Source organism: Paenibacillus graminis (assembly GCF_000758705.1).
Classification (GTDB): domain Bacteria; phylum Bacillota; class Bacilli; order Paenibacillales; family Paenibacillaceae; genus Paenibacillus_AQ; species Paenibacillus_AQ graminis.
Map to the genome: position 1 here is coordinate 3,085,693 of NZ_CP009287.1, position 15,879 is coordinate 3,101,571.

The 15,879-nt window shown below is 51.2% G+C and carries 13 protein-coding genes; 8 read left to right on the forward strand and 5 right to left on the reverse strand.

Annotated elements, in window-relative coordinates; all coding sequences use genetic code 11:
- Positions 1 to 156 precede the first annotated feature (156 nt).
- On the forward strand, positions 157 to 1,830 hold the full coding sequence (acsA, locus tag PGRAT_RS12695) for an acetate--CoA ligase (protein WP_420329550.1): 1,674 nt from the start codon (positions 157 to 159) through the stop codon (positions 1,828 to 1,830).
- Between the two features lie 100 nt (positions 1,831 to 1,930).
- Here the strand turns inward: acsA and PGRAT_RS12700 are convergent, their stop codons facing one another.
- Complete coding sequence (locus tag PGRAT_RS12700) at positions 1,931 to 4,855, reverse strand: transglycosylase domain-containing protein (protein ID WP_042266690.1); 2,925 nt, start codon at positions 4,853 to 4,855, stop codon at positions 1,931 to 1,933.
- 139 nt (positions 4,856 to 4,994) lie between these two features.
- Positions 4,995 to 5,594, reverse strand: coding sequence for a 30S ribosomal protein S4 (gene rpsD / locus PGRAT_RS12705; RefSeq protein WP_025704015.1), 600 nt, complete (start codon positions 5,592 to 5,594; stop codon positions 4,995 to 4,997).
- A 502-nt stretch (positions 5,595 to 6,096) separates the two neighbouring features.
- On the opposite strand from rpsD, the gene PGRAT_RS12710 reads away from it, so the two are divergent.
- The 5 genes from PGRAT_RS12710 (at position 6,097) to PGRAT_RS12730 (ending at position 11,104) form a co-directional block, all read left to right on the forward strand.
- Positions 6,097 to 8,094 carry a sensor domain-containing diguanylate cyclase gene (locus PGRAT_RS12710; protein ID WP_025704016.1) on the forward strand — a complete coding sequence of 666 codons (1,998 nt, stop codon included), beginning with the start codon at positions 6,097 to 6,099 and terminating at the stop codon, positions 8,092 to 8,094.
- Positions 8,095 to 8,190: 96 nt separating this feature from the next.
- On the forward strand, positions 8,191 to 9,057 hold the full coding sequence (locus PGRAT_RS12715; protein WP_025704017.1) for a hypothetical protein: 867 nt from the start codon (positions 8,191 to 8,193) through the stop codon (positions 9,055 to 9,057).
- Between the two features lie 94 nt (positions 9,058 to 9,151).
- Positions 9,152 to 10,267: an aminopeptidase gene (locus tag PGRAT_RS12720; protein ID WP_025704018.1), complete on the forward strand. Its 1,116-nt coding sequence runs from the start codon at positions 9,152 to 9,154 to the stop codon at positions 10,265 to 10,267.
- Positions 10,268 to 10,393: 126 nt separating this feature from the next.
- Positions 10,394 to 10,639 carry an HPr family phosphocarrier protein gene (locus tag PGRAT_RS12725; RefSeq protein ID WP_025704019.1) on the forward strand — a complete coding sequence of 82 codons (246 nt, stop codon included), beginning with the start codon at positions 10,394 to 10,396 and terminating at the stop codon, positions 10,637 to 10,639.
- Between the two features lie 159 nt (positions 10,640 to 10,798).
- Positions 10,799 to 11,104 (forward strand): Fpa/YlaN family protein, encoded by a 306-nt coding sequence (locus PGRAT_RS12730; RefSeq protein ID WP_025704020.1) that lies wholly within the window; start codon positions 10,799 to 10,801, stop codon positions 11,102 to 11,104.
- Positions 11,105 to 11,168: 64 nt separating this feature from the next.
- Here PGRAT_RS12730 and cax read toward each other — a convergent pair whose 3' ends face one another.
- Entirely contained in the window at positions 11,169 to 12,239 is a 1,071-nt protein-coding gene (gene cax, locus PGRAT_RS12735; protein WP_025704021.1) for a calcium/proton exchanger, read from the reverse strand.
- 153 nt (positions 12,240 to 12,392) lie between these two features.
- Between cax and PGRAT_RS12740 the strand changes: the two genes are divergently transcribed.
- Positions 12,393 to 12,758 (forward strand): Asp23/Gls24 family envelope stress response protein, encoded by a 366-nt coding sequence (locus PGRAT_RS12740; protein ID WP_019911482.1) that lies wholly within the window; start codon positions 12,393 to 12,395, stop codon positions 12,756 to 12,758.
- A 116-nt stretch (positions 12,759 to 12,874) separates the two neighbouring features.
- Here the strand turns inward: PGRAT_RS12740 and ftsW are convergent, their stop codons facing one another.
- Both ftsW and PGRAT_RS12750 read right to left on the reverse strand, forming a co-directional pair.
- The gene (gene ftsW, locus PGRAT_RS12745) at positions 12,875 to 14,119 is read right to left on the reverse strand and encodes a putative lipid II flippase FtsW (RefSeq protein ID WP_025704022.1); all 1,245 of its coding nucleotides are present in this window, start codon (positions 14,117 to 14,119) and stop codon (positions 12,875 to 12,877) included.
- Entirely contained in the window at positions 14,116 to 14,463 is a 348-nt protein-coding gene (locus tag PGRAT_RS12750) for a YugN family protein (protein WP_025704023.1), read from the reverse strand. Before PGRAT_RS12750 ends, ftsW begins: the two co-directional genes overlap by 4 nt.
- A 184-nt stretch (positions 14,464 to 14,647) precedes the next feature.
- Here PGRAT_RS12750 and PGRAT_RS12755 point away from each other — a divergent pair, with 184 nt between their 5' ends.
- Complete coding sequence (locus PGRAT_RS12755) at positions 14,648 to 15,817, forward strand: M20 family metallopeptidase (protein ID WP_042266694.1); 1,170 nt, start codon at positions 14,648 to 14,650, stop codon at positions 15,815 to 15,817.
- Positions 15,818 to 15,879: the final 62 nt, after the last annotated feature.

Sequence of the window (15,879 nt, forward strand, 5' to 3'; positions counted from 1 at the left end):
CTAAGTCCGACATAAAATTTTCACATTTGATCCATTGACAGCATTGCTTAAGAGAAGAGTCTCACCCTTAAAGCTTAAATCAAACAAGTGAGGGAGGCAAGAGTAATGGGGCAAGTTCACAGCGAAATTATACCGGGCCGTGTGAAGCAGGCCAACATGGCAGATTATTCCCGGGCAGTCAGCGAATTCCGGTGGGAGGATGTAGAGAAAAGCTTCTCCTGGCATGAGAGCGGCAAGGTGAATATGGCCCATGAAGCCATTGACCGTCATGTGCTGGAAGGCCGCGGAGCAGCCACGGCTTTGATCTACAGTGATTCGGCTAGGGAAGAAATGTACACGTTCTCCGATTTGCGTGAGCGGTCGAACCGTTTCGGAAATGTGCTGCGTCAGCATGGCATCGGCCGGGGAGACCGGGTGTTTATTTTTATGCCGCGCCGGCCGGAGCTCTATTTCAGTTTGTTGGGCGTTCTCAAAGTGGGAGCGGTAGCTGGCCCGCTTTTTGAGGCTTTTATGGAAACGGCTGTAAAGGACCGGCTGGAGGACAGCGGCGCAGTAGCACTCATTACTACACCTGAGCTGCTGCAGCGGGTCAAACGTGCCGAGCTGCCAGAGCTTAAGCACGTGTTTGTAGTAGGCGGCTCGACTGACAGCGAGCAAGGGCTTGTGAGCTACGAAGAAGCGGCCGCTGCGGCCTCAACGGAGCTTGAACCGGAATGGCTGAGTCTGGAGGATGGGCTGATTATGCACTATACCTCCGGCTCAACCGGCAAACCCAAAGGCGTATATCATGTGCAGAGAGCAATGATCCAGCATTATTATACAGGCAAGATTGTACTGGATTTGCGTCCTGACGACATCTATTGGTGTACGGCTGATCCCGGCTGGGTTACCGGAACTTCCTATGGTATTTTTGCGCCTTGGCTGAACGGAGTGACCAACGTTGTGAGGGGCGGCCGCTTCAGCCCGCAGGACTGGTATAAGACCATCGAGCGGTTTGGGGTTACCGTATGGTACAGTGCACCTACCGCGTTCCGTATGTTGATGGGAGCGGGGGAGGCCAGCCTGAAGGACATCGATCTCAGCAGTCTGCGGCATGTTCTGTCGGTAGGAGAGCCGCTCAATCCCGAAGTTGTGCGCTGGGGAGACAAATTCTATCAGCAGCGCATTCATGATACCTGGTGGATGACTGAAACTGGAGCACAGCTGATCTGCAATTACCCCGGAATGGATATTAAGCCCGGCTCCATGGGACGCCCGCTGCCCGGCATCGAAGCTGCTATTCTGGATGACCGTGGCAATGTGCTGCCGCCTTATGCGATGGGCAATCTGGCGATTAGGACGCCATGGCCCTCCATGATGGGGAAAATCTGGAACAACAAAGCGAAATACGAGGAGTATTTCCGCATTCCCGGCTGGTACATCTCCGGTGATTCCGCATATATGGATGAAGATGGCTACTTCTGGTTCCAGGGCCGGATCGATGATGTCATCAATTCCTCCGGTGAGCGGATTGGCCCGTTCGAAGTGGAGAGCAAGCTGGTAGAGCATCCTGCGGTTGCTGAAGCCGGGGTGATCGGCAAACCGGATGTTATGCGGGGAGAGATTATTAAGGCGTTCATTTCCTTGCGGGATGGATATTTCCCCACGGCTGAGCTGAAGGAGGAGATAGCGGCCTTTGTCAAAGCAGGTTTGTCCGCCCATGCAGCACCGCGTGAAATTGAATTCAGGGAGAAGCTGCCCAAGACCCGTTCCGGTAAAATCATGCGCCGCGTGCTGAAAGCCTGGGAGCTTCATCTTCCTGCGGGGGATTTATCCACAATCGAGGACTAATCTAAACACATCGGGCTGTAACAAAACAGCGTTCCCGGATCATTCCCGGGAACGCTGTTTGTGGTAATGTACAGGTCTGAATACTTCTGGAAGGCCGCAATTAAGGTGTTGCTGCTGCGGCATTTCCCGAGCCGGCATTTCCTCCGGCAGCATTATTGGCTCCACCGGCAGGGACATCGGATGATCCCGGCGGCTCAATAATGACCATGCCGGGATCTTCCGTGCTGCCTGGCTGCGCTCCGGGGTCCGGTGTAGCTTCTGCACCAGGAGATTCTTCCGGCGGCGGCGTAGTCTCCGGTGCAGGAGTGACTGCCCCGGCTACACTGCCCGAAGACGTCTCATGACCGGCTACATCCACCGCAGCCACATAGAAGGAGGCATTGGCACCGGACGGAGTGCCAGGGGTGAAAGTGGTTCCTTCGCCGACGGATAGAACAGCCTGCTTTTTGTACGCTCCTCCGTTAAGGGAACGGTACAGGCGGTAGCCGACCACATCCGGCGAACCGCTAGGGTTAAAGGTTATAACGGCTTTTCCCGTACTGTAAGAGACATTGACTCCGCTTGGTGGCGTTGGGCCATTACCGTCATCCACACGAGGATCCACCTCGGTCGGGAAGTCGGATTTTGCATCCTCCGGCATGTAGTATTGAAGCGATTGATGCTCTTTCATCTTCTTAAAGGCGGCAAGCAGCTCCTTCACGAGATCCTGGATCGGTTTGTCGCGTTTGACGACAATTTTCTCTTTGAGAAAATCCTCAGGTGTGCCTTCCAGAGGAAGGTAATTCACGCCGTTGTAAGTAATATATTTGGCTCTGGAGATTCCGTCATCACTTTGTTTCGGCACGTATTTCGCGTTAAAAATATCTGTAGTGAACCTGTCGGTCAAGTCAGTGGGCAGCTTGCCGCTGTAGGCGGATACTGTCTTTTTGACGATGCCTTCAGGTTTCGCAAATTCCTTAGTGACAAAAAGCTCAGGCTGCTTGTCAATGACCGCATTCATTACTTTTGCCCACAAGGTCTGCGCCTGACGTTTCTGGGTATCGCCCTGAAGCGTATTGATTTGTTCCTTATAGCCCACCCACATGCCAAGCGTGACATCCGGCGTGTAGCCCATAAACCATACATCGCCATAGTTTTGGGTGGAACCGGTTTTGCCGACAATAGGCACATCTTTGAAGTGTTTGTAGTTTTTCTTAACTGTGCTTGCGGTTCCGTTGGTAATTACCGTACGCAGCATGTCGGTCATAAGATAAGCGGTTTGCTTAGAGTAGACCTGCTCCGGATTGACTTTATGCTGATAGATAATTTTGCCCTGAGAATCTACAATCTTCTCGATCATATAGGCGTCATTAAAGGCTCCCTGGTTTCCGATCGAGGAATAGGCATTCGTTAAATCTTCAACGGTAACCCCATATTTAAGTCCGCCAATGACTCCGGTCTGCGCTTTGTAATCATCATCCTGGATGGTGGTGATCCCCAGCTTCTTGGAAAAAGCCCATGCTTTCTCGATTCCAACCTTCTCATTGAACAGCTTGAGGGCTGGCAGGTTCAAGGATTTGTTAAGGGCATAGCGGGCTGTGACCAGGCCCTGATACCGGTTGTTGGCATTCTTCGGAATATGGAAGCCTTTGCCGCCATCCTTAAGAATGATCGGCGCATCATCAAGGATGCCTGCAGGCTGAATCAATCCGGCATCCAGTGCGGGAAGATAAGCGGCAATGGGCTTCATCGTTGAACCCGGCTGCCGTATCATCTGGGTAGCATAGTTCATCTGTTCAATATTGAAGTCCCGTCCTTCGATCATGCCGAGAATCGCTCCGGTTTTGTTGTTAATCATCATGCCGGCCGTCTGTTCCTTGCCACGGGTCTTGCTGTCTTTCGTGAAATTATCACTGTCCTCCGAAATACTGTGCATCGCACTGTATACTTTTTTATCGATCGTCGTGTAGACACGGTAGCCGCCGGTCATCAGCTGCCGCCGTGCTTCCTCAAGCAGTGTGTTGTTATCTGCAGTAGCAGAGGTATTTGGATCAATTACACCATTCTTGCCCTCATTGAGGGACAGCAGGATCTCGGAGGCTTTGCGCTCGGTCTCGAGCATCAGATAAGGATATGTAGCATAAGCCTTTTTCGTATGCGGAGCCAGAGAACCTTTGATATCAAATTGCAGTGCTTCGTTATACTGGGAGGCAGTGATCTTGTTCTCCTCCAGCATCCGGCGCAGTACAAGCTTTTGGCGTTCCATGGCACGGTGAAATGCCGTTTCATTAAATTCTCCGATTCCGTTAAACGCGGAGTATTTGGAAGGAAGCTGGGGAAGTCCTGCCAGATATGCGGCCTGGGCCGTATTCAGCTTATCCAGATCATCCAGTCCGAATATCCCTTTGGCGGCGGCTTTGATACCGTACACGTTGTACCCGTTGGAACCGTTGCCGAAAGGAACCTTATTTAAATAGGCCGTTAAAATTTCCTGCTTGGATAAATATCGTTCCAGTCTTAGAGACAGCAGGATCTCCTTAATCTTGCGGTCCTCTGTGCGGTCCAGGCTGAGGAACACGCGCCGTGCCAATTGCTGGGTCAGGGTACTGCCGCCGGTCTGAACGGATTCATTCAGCAGCTTTTGCTTGACGGCACGCAGGGTACCGCTGAAATCGACCCCTTTATGATTGTAGAAATTATTGTCCTCTATCGCGAGAACGGCATCAATCACAAGCTGCGGGATATTGTTGAATTCTACAAGTCTGCGGTCCTCTTCGGTCCGGAGCTGGCCGATCGGTTGGCCATCGCGGAAATACGCAAAGCCGGTAACGGCATTCTGGCTGACTTCCTTTTGAATCAATTCTTCGGAGCGTACCGGATCATCCTTCACTATGGAAGCGACATATCCAGAAACAGCACCGCCGGCAAACAGAATGCCTAATATGCCGAGTATAAACATCCACTTCACGACGGAACCAAACCTGCGGAGCCAGGATCTACGGGGTGGACGCTGCTTTGCGGTCTTCTTTTTGTTCTCCTCAACCATCGACGTTAATCCTCCTTTTAACGGAACTATTATAGCACAATTTGGCGGTTTTGAATGCGCCTCAGCCTCAGCATTATCAATGAAAAAAGCCCCCAGATTTCTCTGGAGGCTTTGAACATTTTCGCTGTAAGGCGAAAAATTAACGGTTGTAGAACTCGACGATTTGCTTTTCATCAATATCCTGGGACAGTTCTGCACGTTCTGGCAAACGAATGTATTTGCCTTCGAAAGAACCATCAGCATATTCCAAGTAACCTGGAAGGTGGGAGCGGTTTTCCAGAGCTTCTTTGATGGAAGCCATAGCGCGGCTTCTTTCGCGAAGTCCGATTACGTCGCCCACGCTTACGCGGTAAGAAGCGATGTCGACTTTTTTGCCGTTAACGGTAACGTGTCCGTGGGATACCAGCTGACGCGCACCAGCGCGGGAGTTGGCGAAACCAAGACGGTATACCAGGTTGTCCAAGCGGCTTTCGAGCAAGAACATGAAGTTTTCGCCCGCGATACCCTGGAGCTTTTGTGCTTTGGTGAAAAGAGTTTTAAACTGCTTTTCGCCCAAGCCGTACATGTGGCGCAGTTTTTGTTTTTCCAAAAGCTGCATTCCGTAGTTACTTACTTTTCTGCGTTGGTTAGCGCCGTGCTGTCCTGGTGGGAAAGGGCGTTTCAGGTCTTTGCCTGTACCGCTAAGGGAGATGCCCAGACGGCGGCTGAGTTTGAATTTAGGTCCGGTGTAACGTGCCATGTTATAGTAGACTCCTTTATAATTGAAATTTCATGGTAGGGCCTATTTGCGCCGCAAATCGTATCCGTGAAAGCGTTAGATGGTTTCACACTGCCGGGGAAGTTCAGCCGCTGCCCTGGCAGTAACGAGATGCGTGAGGGTGACACAACGTTACGCCCAATTAAGACCTGTTACAGTCTTGTTCAACAATAAATATTATATGAAAACGACAGCTAAAGTCAAGAGCATCTTTAAAGAGATTTTGTCTATCTTTGTCGTTAGTTCTTTGGTCCTAAAAAAAATCCCGGTTTTGTGGAAAATATAATGCAATACCCAAAGAAAGGGAGTAAAATATAGTTAATTAGATGTTATCGGAAAGAAATTTCTAGTATAAAAGAATTTATAATTTTCAAATCGTTCAATTATCCTTCTCATTCTCGCTGGAATGGTCCCGACTATTTTATCTTACTTGAGGACGGCAAGCCATTTCTGCCCGTTTTGAGATGCAAAGGGGATCCTCTTTATGTCAGAGCAGGAAGCATACGGACGCAAAGACAATCGTGTGCTGTTACAGGACACAATGCAATCACGCGGAGATACCGAAGATCCCGCCGCATGGCTTAGGGAAACAGATATTGTATCATACGATTTTCCCTATGCAGCCAACCTGATTGCGGAAAGTTTCCGGGAATGGCGGGGGCAGAGCGGACCGGAATTCGCCAAGGACTGGGACTGGTGTGTGCTTAATTTTGAAGGGAAATACATTGATCTTATAGATTATGCAGGAAATGCGGAGCAATGGAAAGGTCAGTTGGAGGCAGCAGCGGCTGTCTCCCTGCAATTCATGAAACCTTATGCGATCCATGAGCAGGTTGCCGGACACACAGTCTCTTTCATAGTCATTCCGGTATTTACACGCAGTCAGAGGGAAATTTTTGCACTGCTTGGCTGCGCAATGCCGCGTGAGCAATATGAACAAGGCGGGTTGCATATAGCGGAAGCTATGTCCTTGCATTATCAGGCCTGCTTTTACTGCAGATTTGAACATGTGTTTGTGTCCGATCTGGCTGGAGTACATCTGCATGCGGAGCGTGAGAGCAGCCGGCGTTCACTGCTGTTCCAGATTGTACAGCGGATGCATGACAATATTGATGTGGATGCTGTGCTGACTGAGGTAATCGACAGTATTTCGGCCATGTATCCGGGAGCCCGGCTTGAACTTTTCATGTCGCAGGACCACCGCAGCGCGAACCCGCAGGTTAAGCCGCTCCCGCTCTGCTGGGGGAACGATGATGTATGCGCAAGAGCGTTCAAAGATGGACGAGTGTCCCTGTATGCCGGACGCGAGGGCAGCCATTCGGTTGAAATTGGCCTTCCCCTTGGCGGCAAGCAGGGGGTTTATGGCGTATTTCATATGGTGATGGATAAGCCGGCTTTTCCGGAGGTGGATTTACGTTTCCTCTCCATGGTGGCCGATACTGCAGGTACCGCTTTTGAGAATGCCAAACTGTATGAGCGGTCCAATCAGCTGATCCGGGAACTGCGCATGAGCAATGAGCTCACCCAGCGGCTCAATCAGAGCCTGCGTCTTGGCGATATTTTTCAGTTCGCTTTTGAAGAGCTTCTGGAAATGTTTGATGCCGACTACTGCTGTATATTACATATGAATGAGGACAAGGGCGGGCTGGAGGCGATTGCCTGCAACTATCAACCCCTGCAGGGTGAAATTCTTGAAATCGGCGAAGGGCTTGGCGGCAAGGTGTACACCACGGGCGAGGCACTTATTCTGTCGGATTACCGGAACGCGGACGGAAGTTATTCACGGCTGATGGATGCCACAGGTTCGAACTCAGTGATTGCCACTCCCCTTAATGTAGGAGGCGAAGTTCGTGGGGCAATTATGCTCACCCACCGGGAGCCGCATTTCTTCTCATATGACAGTTACAGGCTGCTCCAGGCCATGGCAGGCCATATCGGACTTGCTGTAGGCAATGCGCGTCTGCATGCCGAGGTGCGGCGTTTGGCCAACCGTGACAGTCTGACGGGCTTGTATGCGAGGCATTATCTGGACGAGGTCATCAAGGATAAGCAGATTACCGAATTCTGCGGTTCTTTGATCGTCGTGGACATCGACCAGTTCAAGATGGTGAATGACACTTACGGTCACCAGAAAGGCGACAAAATTCTGAGGCAGGTCAGCGAAATCGTCAAGTCTTCCATCCGGCAGGGGGATATCGCCGCAAGATGGGGCGGGGAGGAGCTGGCGGTGTATTTGCCGCAGCTTGGCGTGCAGCAAGCCGTATTTGTAGCGGAACGTATCCGTAAGCGGGTAATGAGCGAAACGGAACCGCATGTAACCGTCTCCTGCGGCATTGCGGAGTGGAGCTGGACAGATGATAAGGTAAGCGTGGAGTCGCTCTTCTACCGGGCGGACATGGCTCTCTACGAAGCGAAGAACAACGGCAGGAACCAAGTCGTGCTAGATACCAAATTAGCGGAGATCAGTACAAAGAATCCTTAAGCGCAAGCGATGGGGATTCTTTTTTTTGCATAAGCCACGGGCAGCGGGAAACCCTATAGAAAATGTTCATACCCTTGACCGGAAAGGCTTGAGTCCATGAGAACCATTAATATCCGCCGGATGATGATCCTGAGCGGAGTCCTGCTGCTGTGTCCTATTCTTAACACCGGCTGTGCCCGCATCAATGACAAACCTGCTGCAGAGGTGCTTCATCTGGTTCTGGCCGGGATGGCGGGAAGCGACGGAGTGTCTTTTGAAGGGGCGTCTTCCCTGCTGCTTGACGGCAATCCGTCCCCGGAAGCTGAACTCTATTATGGAGGAACAGTTTCAGACCATAACAAGGTAAGTCTTTATACGCTTTTGCCGGATGGCGGGATACCGCAAACGGCGGCACAGGCAGGAGAAAACAAGCTGAAATCAGGCTCGGCAGCGACCCCGGCCTACTATACCAAGTTAGAGAAAAAAAACGGCGAGTGGACGCTGCTGCAGAAAGACAGCGCCGCCCCGCCGGACAACCCGCTGCCTGCGCTTAACCCGCTCCGCCAGCTCGAAGATTTGGAGAACCTTGAAATAGAGGTCTCCGAGGAAGCGAGTGCGGCGAGAGGAACCAAAGTGCTTCGTATTGAGCTGAGTGAACCGGAGGCGGGCAGGCAGCTGGCCGCTGAGCTTGAGGGGCAGATGGAGGCCATTCGTCCGGATAAGTCCAGTTCTGAACTGAAGGAATCGGGGAAGCGAGCAGATGCCTTGCAACTGCTGTGGGAGCAGAAGAATAAAGAGCTTCAGCAGAAGCTTAAGGAGGTATCTGTCCAGACCGTATACTACTTGAAGGTAGATACGAAGCGGAATTTGCCGAAACGTCTGACCTGTACCCGCCGGGTGAACGATCCCGGAGATCGGGGGACAGTTGCAGGCGGTGCAGAGGAAATTTATTTAACAGAGGTCAATTTTTACGGTTACCGCTGAGTTCCAGCATCCCCAATGCCTTGCGCTCCACTGCTGGCGTGCTACAATATAACAGTATGTCTATTATTAGCATGAGGAAGGAAGAGAGAGAAGGATGAAGGATCCGAGGATTCAAAAGCTTGCGGAAAATCTTGTGAACTACTCCGTAAACGTGCAGCCGGGCGAGAATGTGCTCGTCGAAATGATTGGCAGTGAAAGAGATTTAATTAAAGCTGTCGTCGAGGAAGTGGGCAAAGCGGGCGGCCGTGCATTTGTGCAGCTTACCGACCGTACCGTTCTGCGCAGCATGCTTAAATATGCTACCCGGGAGGGTCTTGAGGCCTGGGCGGAAATCGACCTGAACCGTATGAAGCAGATGGATTGCTATATCGGTATCCGTGCCGGCGAGAATGTAAATGATCTTTCGGACGTGCCGGAAGAGAATATGAAGCTCTACAATTCCCTGTATTCCCACCCGGTACATAGCGAACAACGTGTCAAACACACCAAGTGGGTAGTGCTGCGTTATCCTAATGCAAGTATGGCACAGCTGGCCAATACGACCACCGAAGCGTTTGAGGACTTTTACTTCGAAGTCTGCAATCTGGATTATGCCAAAATGGACAGAGCCCAGGATGCCCTGGCTGAGCTGATGCGCAGAACGGATAAGGTTCGCATTTCGGGTCCGGGAACGGAGCTTGCTTTTTCGATCAAGGGAATTGGTGCGGAGAAATGTTCCGGGCTCCGGAATATCCCTGACGGTGAAGTCTATAGTGCTCCTGTCCGCGATTCTGTCAATGGAACCATCAGCTACAATGCAGCAACGCTCTATAACGGTGTGACATTCGAAAATGTGAAATTCAAATTCGAAAACGGAAAGATTGTTGAAGCTACCAGCAATGACCCTGTGCGGCTGAACGAAATTCTGGATTCCGATGAGGGGGCCCGCCATATTGGCGAGTTTGCCATTGGTTTCAACCCTTACATCCTGCACCCTATGAAAGACATTCTGTTCGATGAGAAGATCGCCGGCAGCCTGCACTTCACACCGGGTCAAGCATATGATGTAACGGACAACGGGAACCGTTCCTCGATTCACTGGGACCTCGTTCTGATTCAGCGGCCTGAATACGGCGGCGGCGAAATCTATTTTGACGATGTACTGATCCGCAAGGATGGGATCTTTGTTCTTCCGGAACTGAAAGGTCTGAATCCCGAGAATCTGAAATAAATTGTAATCACAGCAGCCGTTTCTCTTGTTTCAGGAAAATTCCTTGCGTGAGTAAGCGGATTCAATGTATCATGGAATTGGTTACAAAAGACTTAAGCTTCATAATCAAGTTGCGGAGGGATTCCTATGTCCAGTAACAATGCGGCAATCGTGGATATTGCCCAAACGGCAAGCAAGTTCAACTCATCGATCGTTCTTCAGGCAGACAACAAGTACATTGATGTTAAAAGTATTCTCGGTCTGTTCACTACTCTTGTCTCCAGCCAAAGCTATGAGCTTCATGTGCATGGTGCAGACGCTGAGGAAGCCAAGAAGGCGATGACCGAAGTTTTTGCGAAGCATGGTTTGAAATTTACGGTGGTTCCAGAATAATCATTTGGTTCCGTAGGACGTCCTGCCTTTGCGGCAGGGCGTTTTTTCTATAAATAAAAGACTTTATATGCAGCATTCTTGTATTGGGTTCGGATTTCGACTAATATTAAACTAAATAGCAATAGTAGCTGTAACTTTTGGACATGGGGGGGATAATGCATGACTTCATCGGATTTGCAGGAACAGCTTAATCTTAGAGCAGTCACTCTTCTTCAAGAAGATGCCAATAAAATTCAGAAGCTCATCGAAGTGCAGATGGAGAATCTGGCAACCCGTTACTGCCCTCTCTATGAGGAAGTGCTCGATACCCAGATGTACGGGTTCTCCAGAGAAGTCGATTTTGCAGTCAGAGCAGGGCTGGTGCCGGAAGTTTCAGGTAAGCTCATTCTGAGCGAGCTGGAGCGCAATCTGGCCGTACTGTACGAGGCGCTCAACAAGAAGGCTGAAGAGCGCGAGATGCTGTAATCACTATCATTTATAAAAAAAGCACATGGGGACCTTTACGGGTCCGGCCATGTGCTTTTTTGTGTTACACGAGGTAGAAAGAAACTCCGAGGATCATATACACGGCCAGCAGCAGCAAACCTTCATACCAGTTGGTTGCACCGTCCTGGATGATCGATTTGGCAATAAAGACAGACACGGCGATCGCGACAATCTCTATCGTGGTGAAGACAATGTCCATCGTATTGCCCATGAAATAGCTGGCAAAAATCAGGACGGGGGCAACAAACAATGCAATCTGCAGACTGCTGCCGACAGCGATCTCCACTGCTGCACCTATTTTGTTCTTCATGGCCAGCATGATGGCGGCACTGTGCTCTGCGGCATTCCCGATGATGGCCACCAGGAAGGCACCGACAAACAGTTCGCTGAAGCCAAAACGCTCCGTTAACGTCTCCAGCGTACCAACAAGCCATTCGCTGACAAATGCGACCATAACCGTTGCCAGGATCAGATAAATAATCGATCTGCTCATGGACCAGGCTGGCTTATGCTCATTTGGCAGCTCTTCCTCATTGTCTACCGTAACGTCAGCCAAGTACTTTTTGTGTGTAATCATGGAGAAGATCAGCCAGGCCATGTAGGCGGCGATCAGCAGCCCTGCTACAACCAGACTGAGTACATCGGTATCCTTTTCTGTGATGGAATGGGTGTTGAAGAACATGGCGGGTACAAAAAGGGCAATGACGGCCACGATCATCAAGGAGCCATTCAGTCCGGCCAGCGTGACATTGAAGTTCTGAACTTTGAATTTCATGCCGCCGGCAAAAATACTGAGGCCCAGCACCAGCAGCAGGTTGCCGATGATGGAGCCGGTGAGGCTGGCCTTAACCATATCGAACAGGCCTTCCTTCACCAGGAAAAAGGCGATGATCAGCTCGGCCGCATTCCCGAAGGTGGCATTAAGAAAGCCCCCCAGCCGCTGCCCGGCATAGTGGGCTACACTTTCTGTAGCCCGGCCCAGAAAGCCGGCTACAAAAACGACCGATATGGCAGAGAGCACGAATTGCAGCGTGTGGTCCCAGTCTGCGTAATGTCCGATGGCGCTAAGGATAAAGGTTATTACCAGCAGCGCCGGAGAGATCCATTTTTTCAAGTAATGCACACTCCAGTCTCTATATGTAGGTTGATTTCATAATCAATATACCCAAATTGTTCCGGTGTGTAAACGGGGATGCAAGAAAGTCATTTGCTTTTTAGCCTGTTTTCGAATTACAATAATTGATAATGAGTGTAGGGGGGTTATGGCATGGCGGAACAACTTCAACTGGAAATGGGAAACATACGGATCTCTAATGACGTCGTCTCGAAGATTGCCGGTTTGGCTGCCTTGGAGACCCCGGGAATTGCGGCCATGTCTGGCGGCTTGTCCGAGGGCTGGGCCAAGCGGCTCAGCGGCAAAAACGTGCAAAAAGGTGTAACTGTTGAAGTGGGACAGCTTGAAGCAGCTGTAGACCTGCGCATCATCGTTCTGTATGAAACTCCGATTCACGAGGTATGCCGGATGCTTCAGCAGAATGTGCGCGAGGCTGTGGAGAGCATGACGGGACTTCATATCGTTGAAGTCAACGTTAAGGTCGAAGGGGTGGCCTTCAAGAACGACGAAATTTCGTAAAGCGGTGCATTGGCAGTCAAGGCAACTTGCAGAAAGTAAACCAAAAAGGCAGTCCGGGAGGTCATCCCAGGGCTGCCTTTTTGGTTACTGCATAAGAAACCGGCACTTATGTAACGTCAGCGGGTACGGACTTGTCTGACCGTGGTAACAGACTTCGTTACCTCCTCTTTCGCCGGCCGGTTAGTCTCTCTGGAAATGCTCAGCATGATGCCCATGGAGAGCATGGTTACGAGCAGTGAGGAACCTCCATAGCTGATGAATGGAAGCGTAACTCCGGTAAGCGGGATCGTGTTGGTGACTCCGCCGATGTTGACAAAGGCCTGAATGGCAATCAGACCCATGATGCCAATGCCGACAAGGGTTCCGAAGGGATCAGTGCACCTAAGGGCAATCAGGATGCCGCGCCAGATGAAATAGAGGTAGACCAGCAGGAAAAGGGATGTCCCTATAAATCCCAGCTCTTCACCGATAACGGCAAAGATAAAGTCGGTATATGGATAGGGCAGATAGTGCAGCTTCTGAATGCTTTGGCCAAAGCCTGACCCGTTGGTTCCTCCCTCGCCGAGAGCGATCAGGGATTGCAGGATATTATAGCCGCCGTCCTCAGGATCCGCTTCCGGATTGATAAATGCGCTAATCCGGTCTTTTTTGTAATCCTTGCTGACCGCCGCGGTTTCTGAAGGCGGTGATAAGGAATCAATGGCTGTTTTTGCACCCATAACAATTCCGACACCCAGCACCAGCAAGGCGATGGAGGCCATAATATGCTTCATGCTGGCCCCCCCGGCGTAGATAACAAGTCCGCTGGTGGCCACAAGGATCAGACAGGAACCCAAATCCGGCTGCATCATAATGAGTCCTGCGACAATGCCTACAATAACCATCACCGGAATATAGCCTGTGCGCAAATCTCTGAGCCGCTCGCCTTTTTTGGAGATCAGGGCAGCCAGGTAGAGAATGATGGATATTTTGGCCAGCTCTGTGGGCTGGATGCCGAGGCTTCCGATACTGAACCAGCTCTTGGCTCCGTTGATTCTCTCTGTAGAGGCCACGAACAGCAGCAGAACCAGCGTGATCATGAAGATCGGCGCATACCATTTCTTGAATTTACTGTAATGGATATTCATGGTTACAAACATCGCGATGCTTCCCAGTACCACCCAGATAATCTGGCGTTTGACAAAAAATAATGAATCATTTCCGAACTTCTCACTGGCCAGCATCAGGCTGGAGCTGGAGCTGAAGACCATGAGCAGTCCGAAGCCGACCAGCAGGAGAGTCAGAATAAGCAGCTGAAAATCGGGCGTTCCTCTTTTGGGCAGGCTGACATTTTTTTTCGTCGTTCCCTTTACACTGCTCAAGCCTCCAGCAGCGCTTTCAGTTCAAGAATATGTCTCGCGGCATCATCCAGAACAGGCTTAGGGACGGGAGATTCATACTCCAGACCATGGGGAAAAGTGGCTTTGCCCAAGTAGACGGCTTCAATCGCAAGTACGGCGTCGGACTTCTCCAGCTTGCCCTCGACAGCACGCGTGTTGATCCGCAAAAAGTATTCTCCGCCGTTCTGCCTGTCTTCGATCTTGCAGTCATAGGTGGCCCGGTAGTATTCCCACTGCCAGCGGATGAATCCGGCTTTGGCCGCGCTTTCGTCCAGATAGAGAAGGTCGCTTGTTAATCCAACGAGGCCCGTGTTCTCAAATATCATAGCGCACATATCCCCCTTATGAAGTATAATGATAATTTCATGCTTATTATTATAGATGTTCCTTTTCATGATAGTATGTTTCCCTGGGTTGTGCAAGGCGTGCCGGGCCTGTTGGTACCCTCTTTTTTGTGTTTCTGCTACAATAATAGAAATATAGCCTTTAGGGCTGAATGGTGGAGATTATATGGAGAGGCTGGCACTGGAACAGCTGCTGCCGGATATGGTGAAATGGCGCAGACATCTGCACCGCCATCCGGAGCTGTCTTATCAGGAGAAGGAGACCTCGGCGTTTGTTGCCGCGAAGCTTAAGGAATTCGGGATTGAAGCCGTGAGAAGCAAGGCCGGTTATGGAGTGACCGGAATTATAAAAGGAAAACTGCCGGGCAAAACCGTTGTTCTGCGCGCGGATATGGATGCGCTGGCCATTACGGAGGAGAATGGCCGGGAGTACGCTTCGCAAAATCACGGAGTTATGCATGCCTGCGGCCACGACGGGCATACCTCCATGCTGCTTGCCGCCGCTGCTTATTACAGCAGCCGCAGGGAAGAACTGCAGGGCGAGCTGCGTTTCCTGTTCCAGCCAGCAGAAGAGATCTGCCCCGGCGGAGCACTGGGGATGATCGCTGAAGGGGTGCTGGAGGGAGCAGACGCAGTATATGGGCTGCATTTATGGACGCCGCTGCCGGTCGGACAGGTAGCCAGCGCACCAGGACCGTTGATGGCCTCTGCGGATGAATTTTTCATCGACATCACCGGTAAAGGTGGACATGCCGGTACGCCGCACCGCACGGTTGACAGTATTGTGGCCGCTGCGGCACTTGTGACCCAGCTGCAGAGCATTGTCAGCCGTTCGGTGGACCCGCTGCGGCCTGCAGTCGTAAGTGTGGGAACGATTCAGGGCGGGACCGCCCAGAACATCGTCGCGGAGCGCTGCCGGATCACCGGTACGGTGCGTGCGTTTGACGAGGAGACCCGTTACCTCATCCGCCAGAGAATTGAAGAGATGACTGCTTCTGTAGCGGCATCGTACGGGGCTGAAGCCAAGATCGATTATTTGGTGGGTTATCCGCCGCTGGTGAATGACGAAGCGGAATTCCGCCGCTTTTTCCGTGTGGCGCCGGCTGCGCTTGGAGACGGGGTCCGCGTAGAGCGGATGGAGAAGATCATGCCGGCAGAGGACTTTTCCTATTATGTTAAGGAAATTCCCGGCTGCTTCATCTTTGTGGGAGCGGGCAATCCGGCCAAAGAAGCGGTGTATCCGCATCACCACAGCAAATTCGATTTTGACGAGGATGCTCTGCTGCATGGGGCGAAGGTGCTGGTGGCGATGGCGGATTCCTGCCTGAATGAATAAGCAGCCGCCCGTATATTTTAACGGTTCAAGGGGAACCTACTTCCGTAGAACATGGAAAACAT

Coding starts and splice junctions, on each gene's coding strand:
- acsA (WP_420329550.1), top strand. CDS start 157: ATGGCAGATTATTCCCGGGCAGTCAGCGAATTCCGGTGGGAGGATGTA.
- PGRAT_RS12700 (WP_042266690.1), bottom strand. CDS start 4,855: ATGGTTGAGGAGAACAAAAAGAAGACCGCAAAGCAGCGTCCACCCCGT.
- rpsD (WP_025704015.1), bottom strand. CDS start 5,594: ATGGCACGTTACACCGGACCTAAATTCAAACTCAGCCGCCGTCTGGGC.
- PGRAT_RS12710 (WP_025704016.1), top strand. CDS start 6,097: ATGTCAGAGCAGGAAGCATACGGACGCAAAGACAATCGTGTGCTGTTA.
- PGRAT_RS12715 (WP_025704017.1), top strand. CDS start 8,191: ATGAGAACCATTAATATCCGCCGGATGATGATCCTGAGCGGAGTCCTG.
- PGRAT_RS12720 (WP_025704018.1), top strand. CDS start 9,152: ATGAAGGATCCGAGGATTCAAAAGCTTGCGGAAAATCTTGTGAACTAC.
- PGRAT_RS12725 (WP_025704019.1), top strand. CDS start 10,394: ATGTCCAGTAACAATGCGGCAATCGTGGATATTGCCCAAACGGCAAGC.
- PGRAT_RS12730 (WP_025704020.1), top strand. CDS start 10,799: ATGACTTCATCGGATTTGCAGGAACAGCTTAATCTTAGAGCAGTCACT.
- PGRAT_RS12740 (WP_019911482.1), top strand. CDS start 12,393: ATGGCGGAACAACTTCAACTGGAAATGGGAAACATACGGATCTCTAAT.
- PGRAT_RS12750 (WP_025704023.1), bottom strand. CDS start 14,463: ATGATATTTGAGAACACGGGCCTCGTTGGATTAACAAGCGACCTTCTC.
- PGRAT_RS12755 (WP_042266694.1), top strand. CDS start 14,648: ATGGAGAGGCTGGCACTGGAACAGCTGCTGCCGGATATGGTGAAATGG.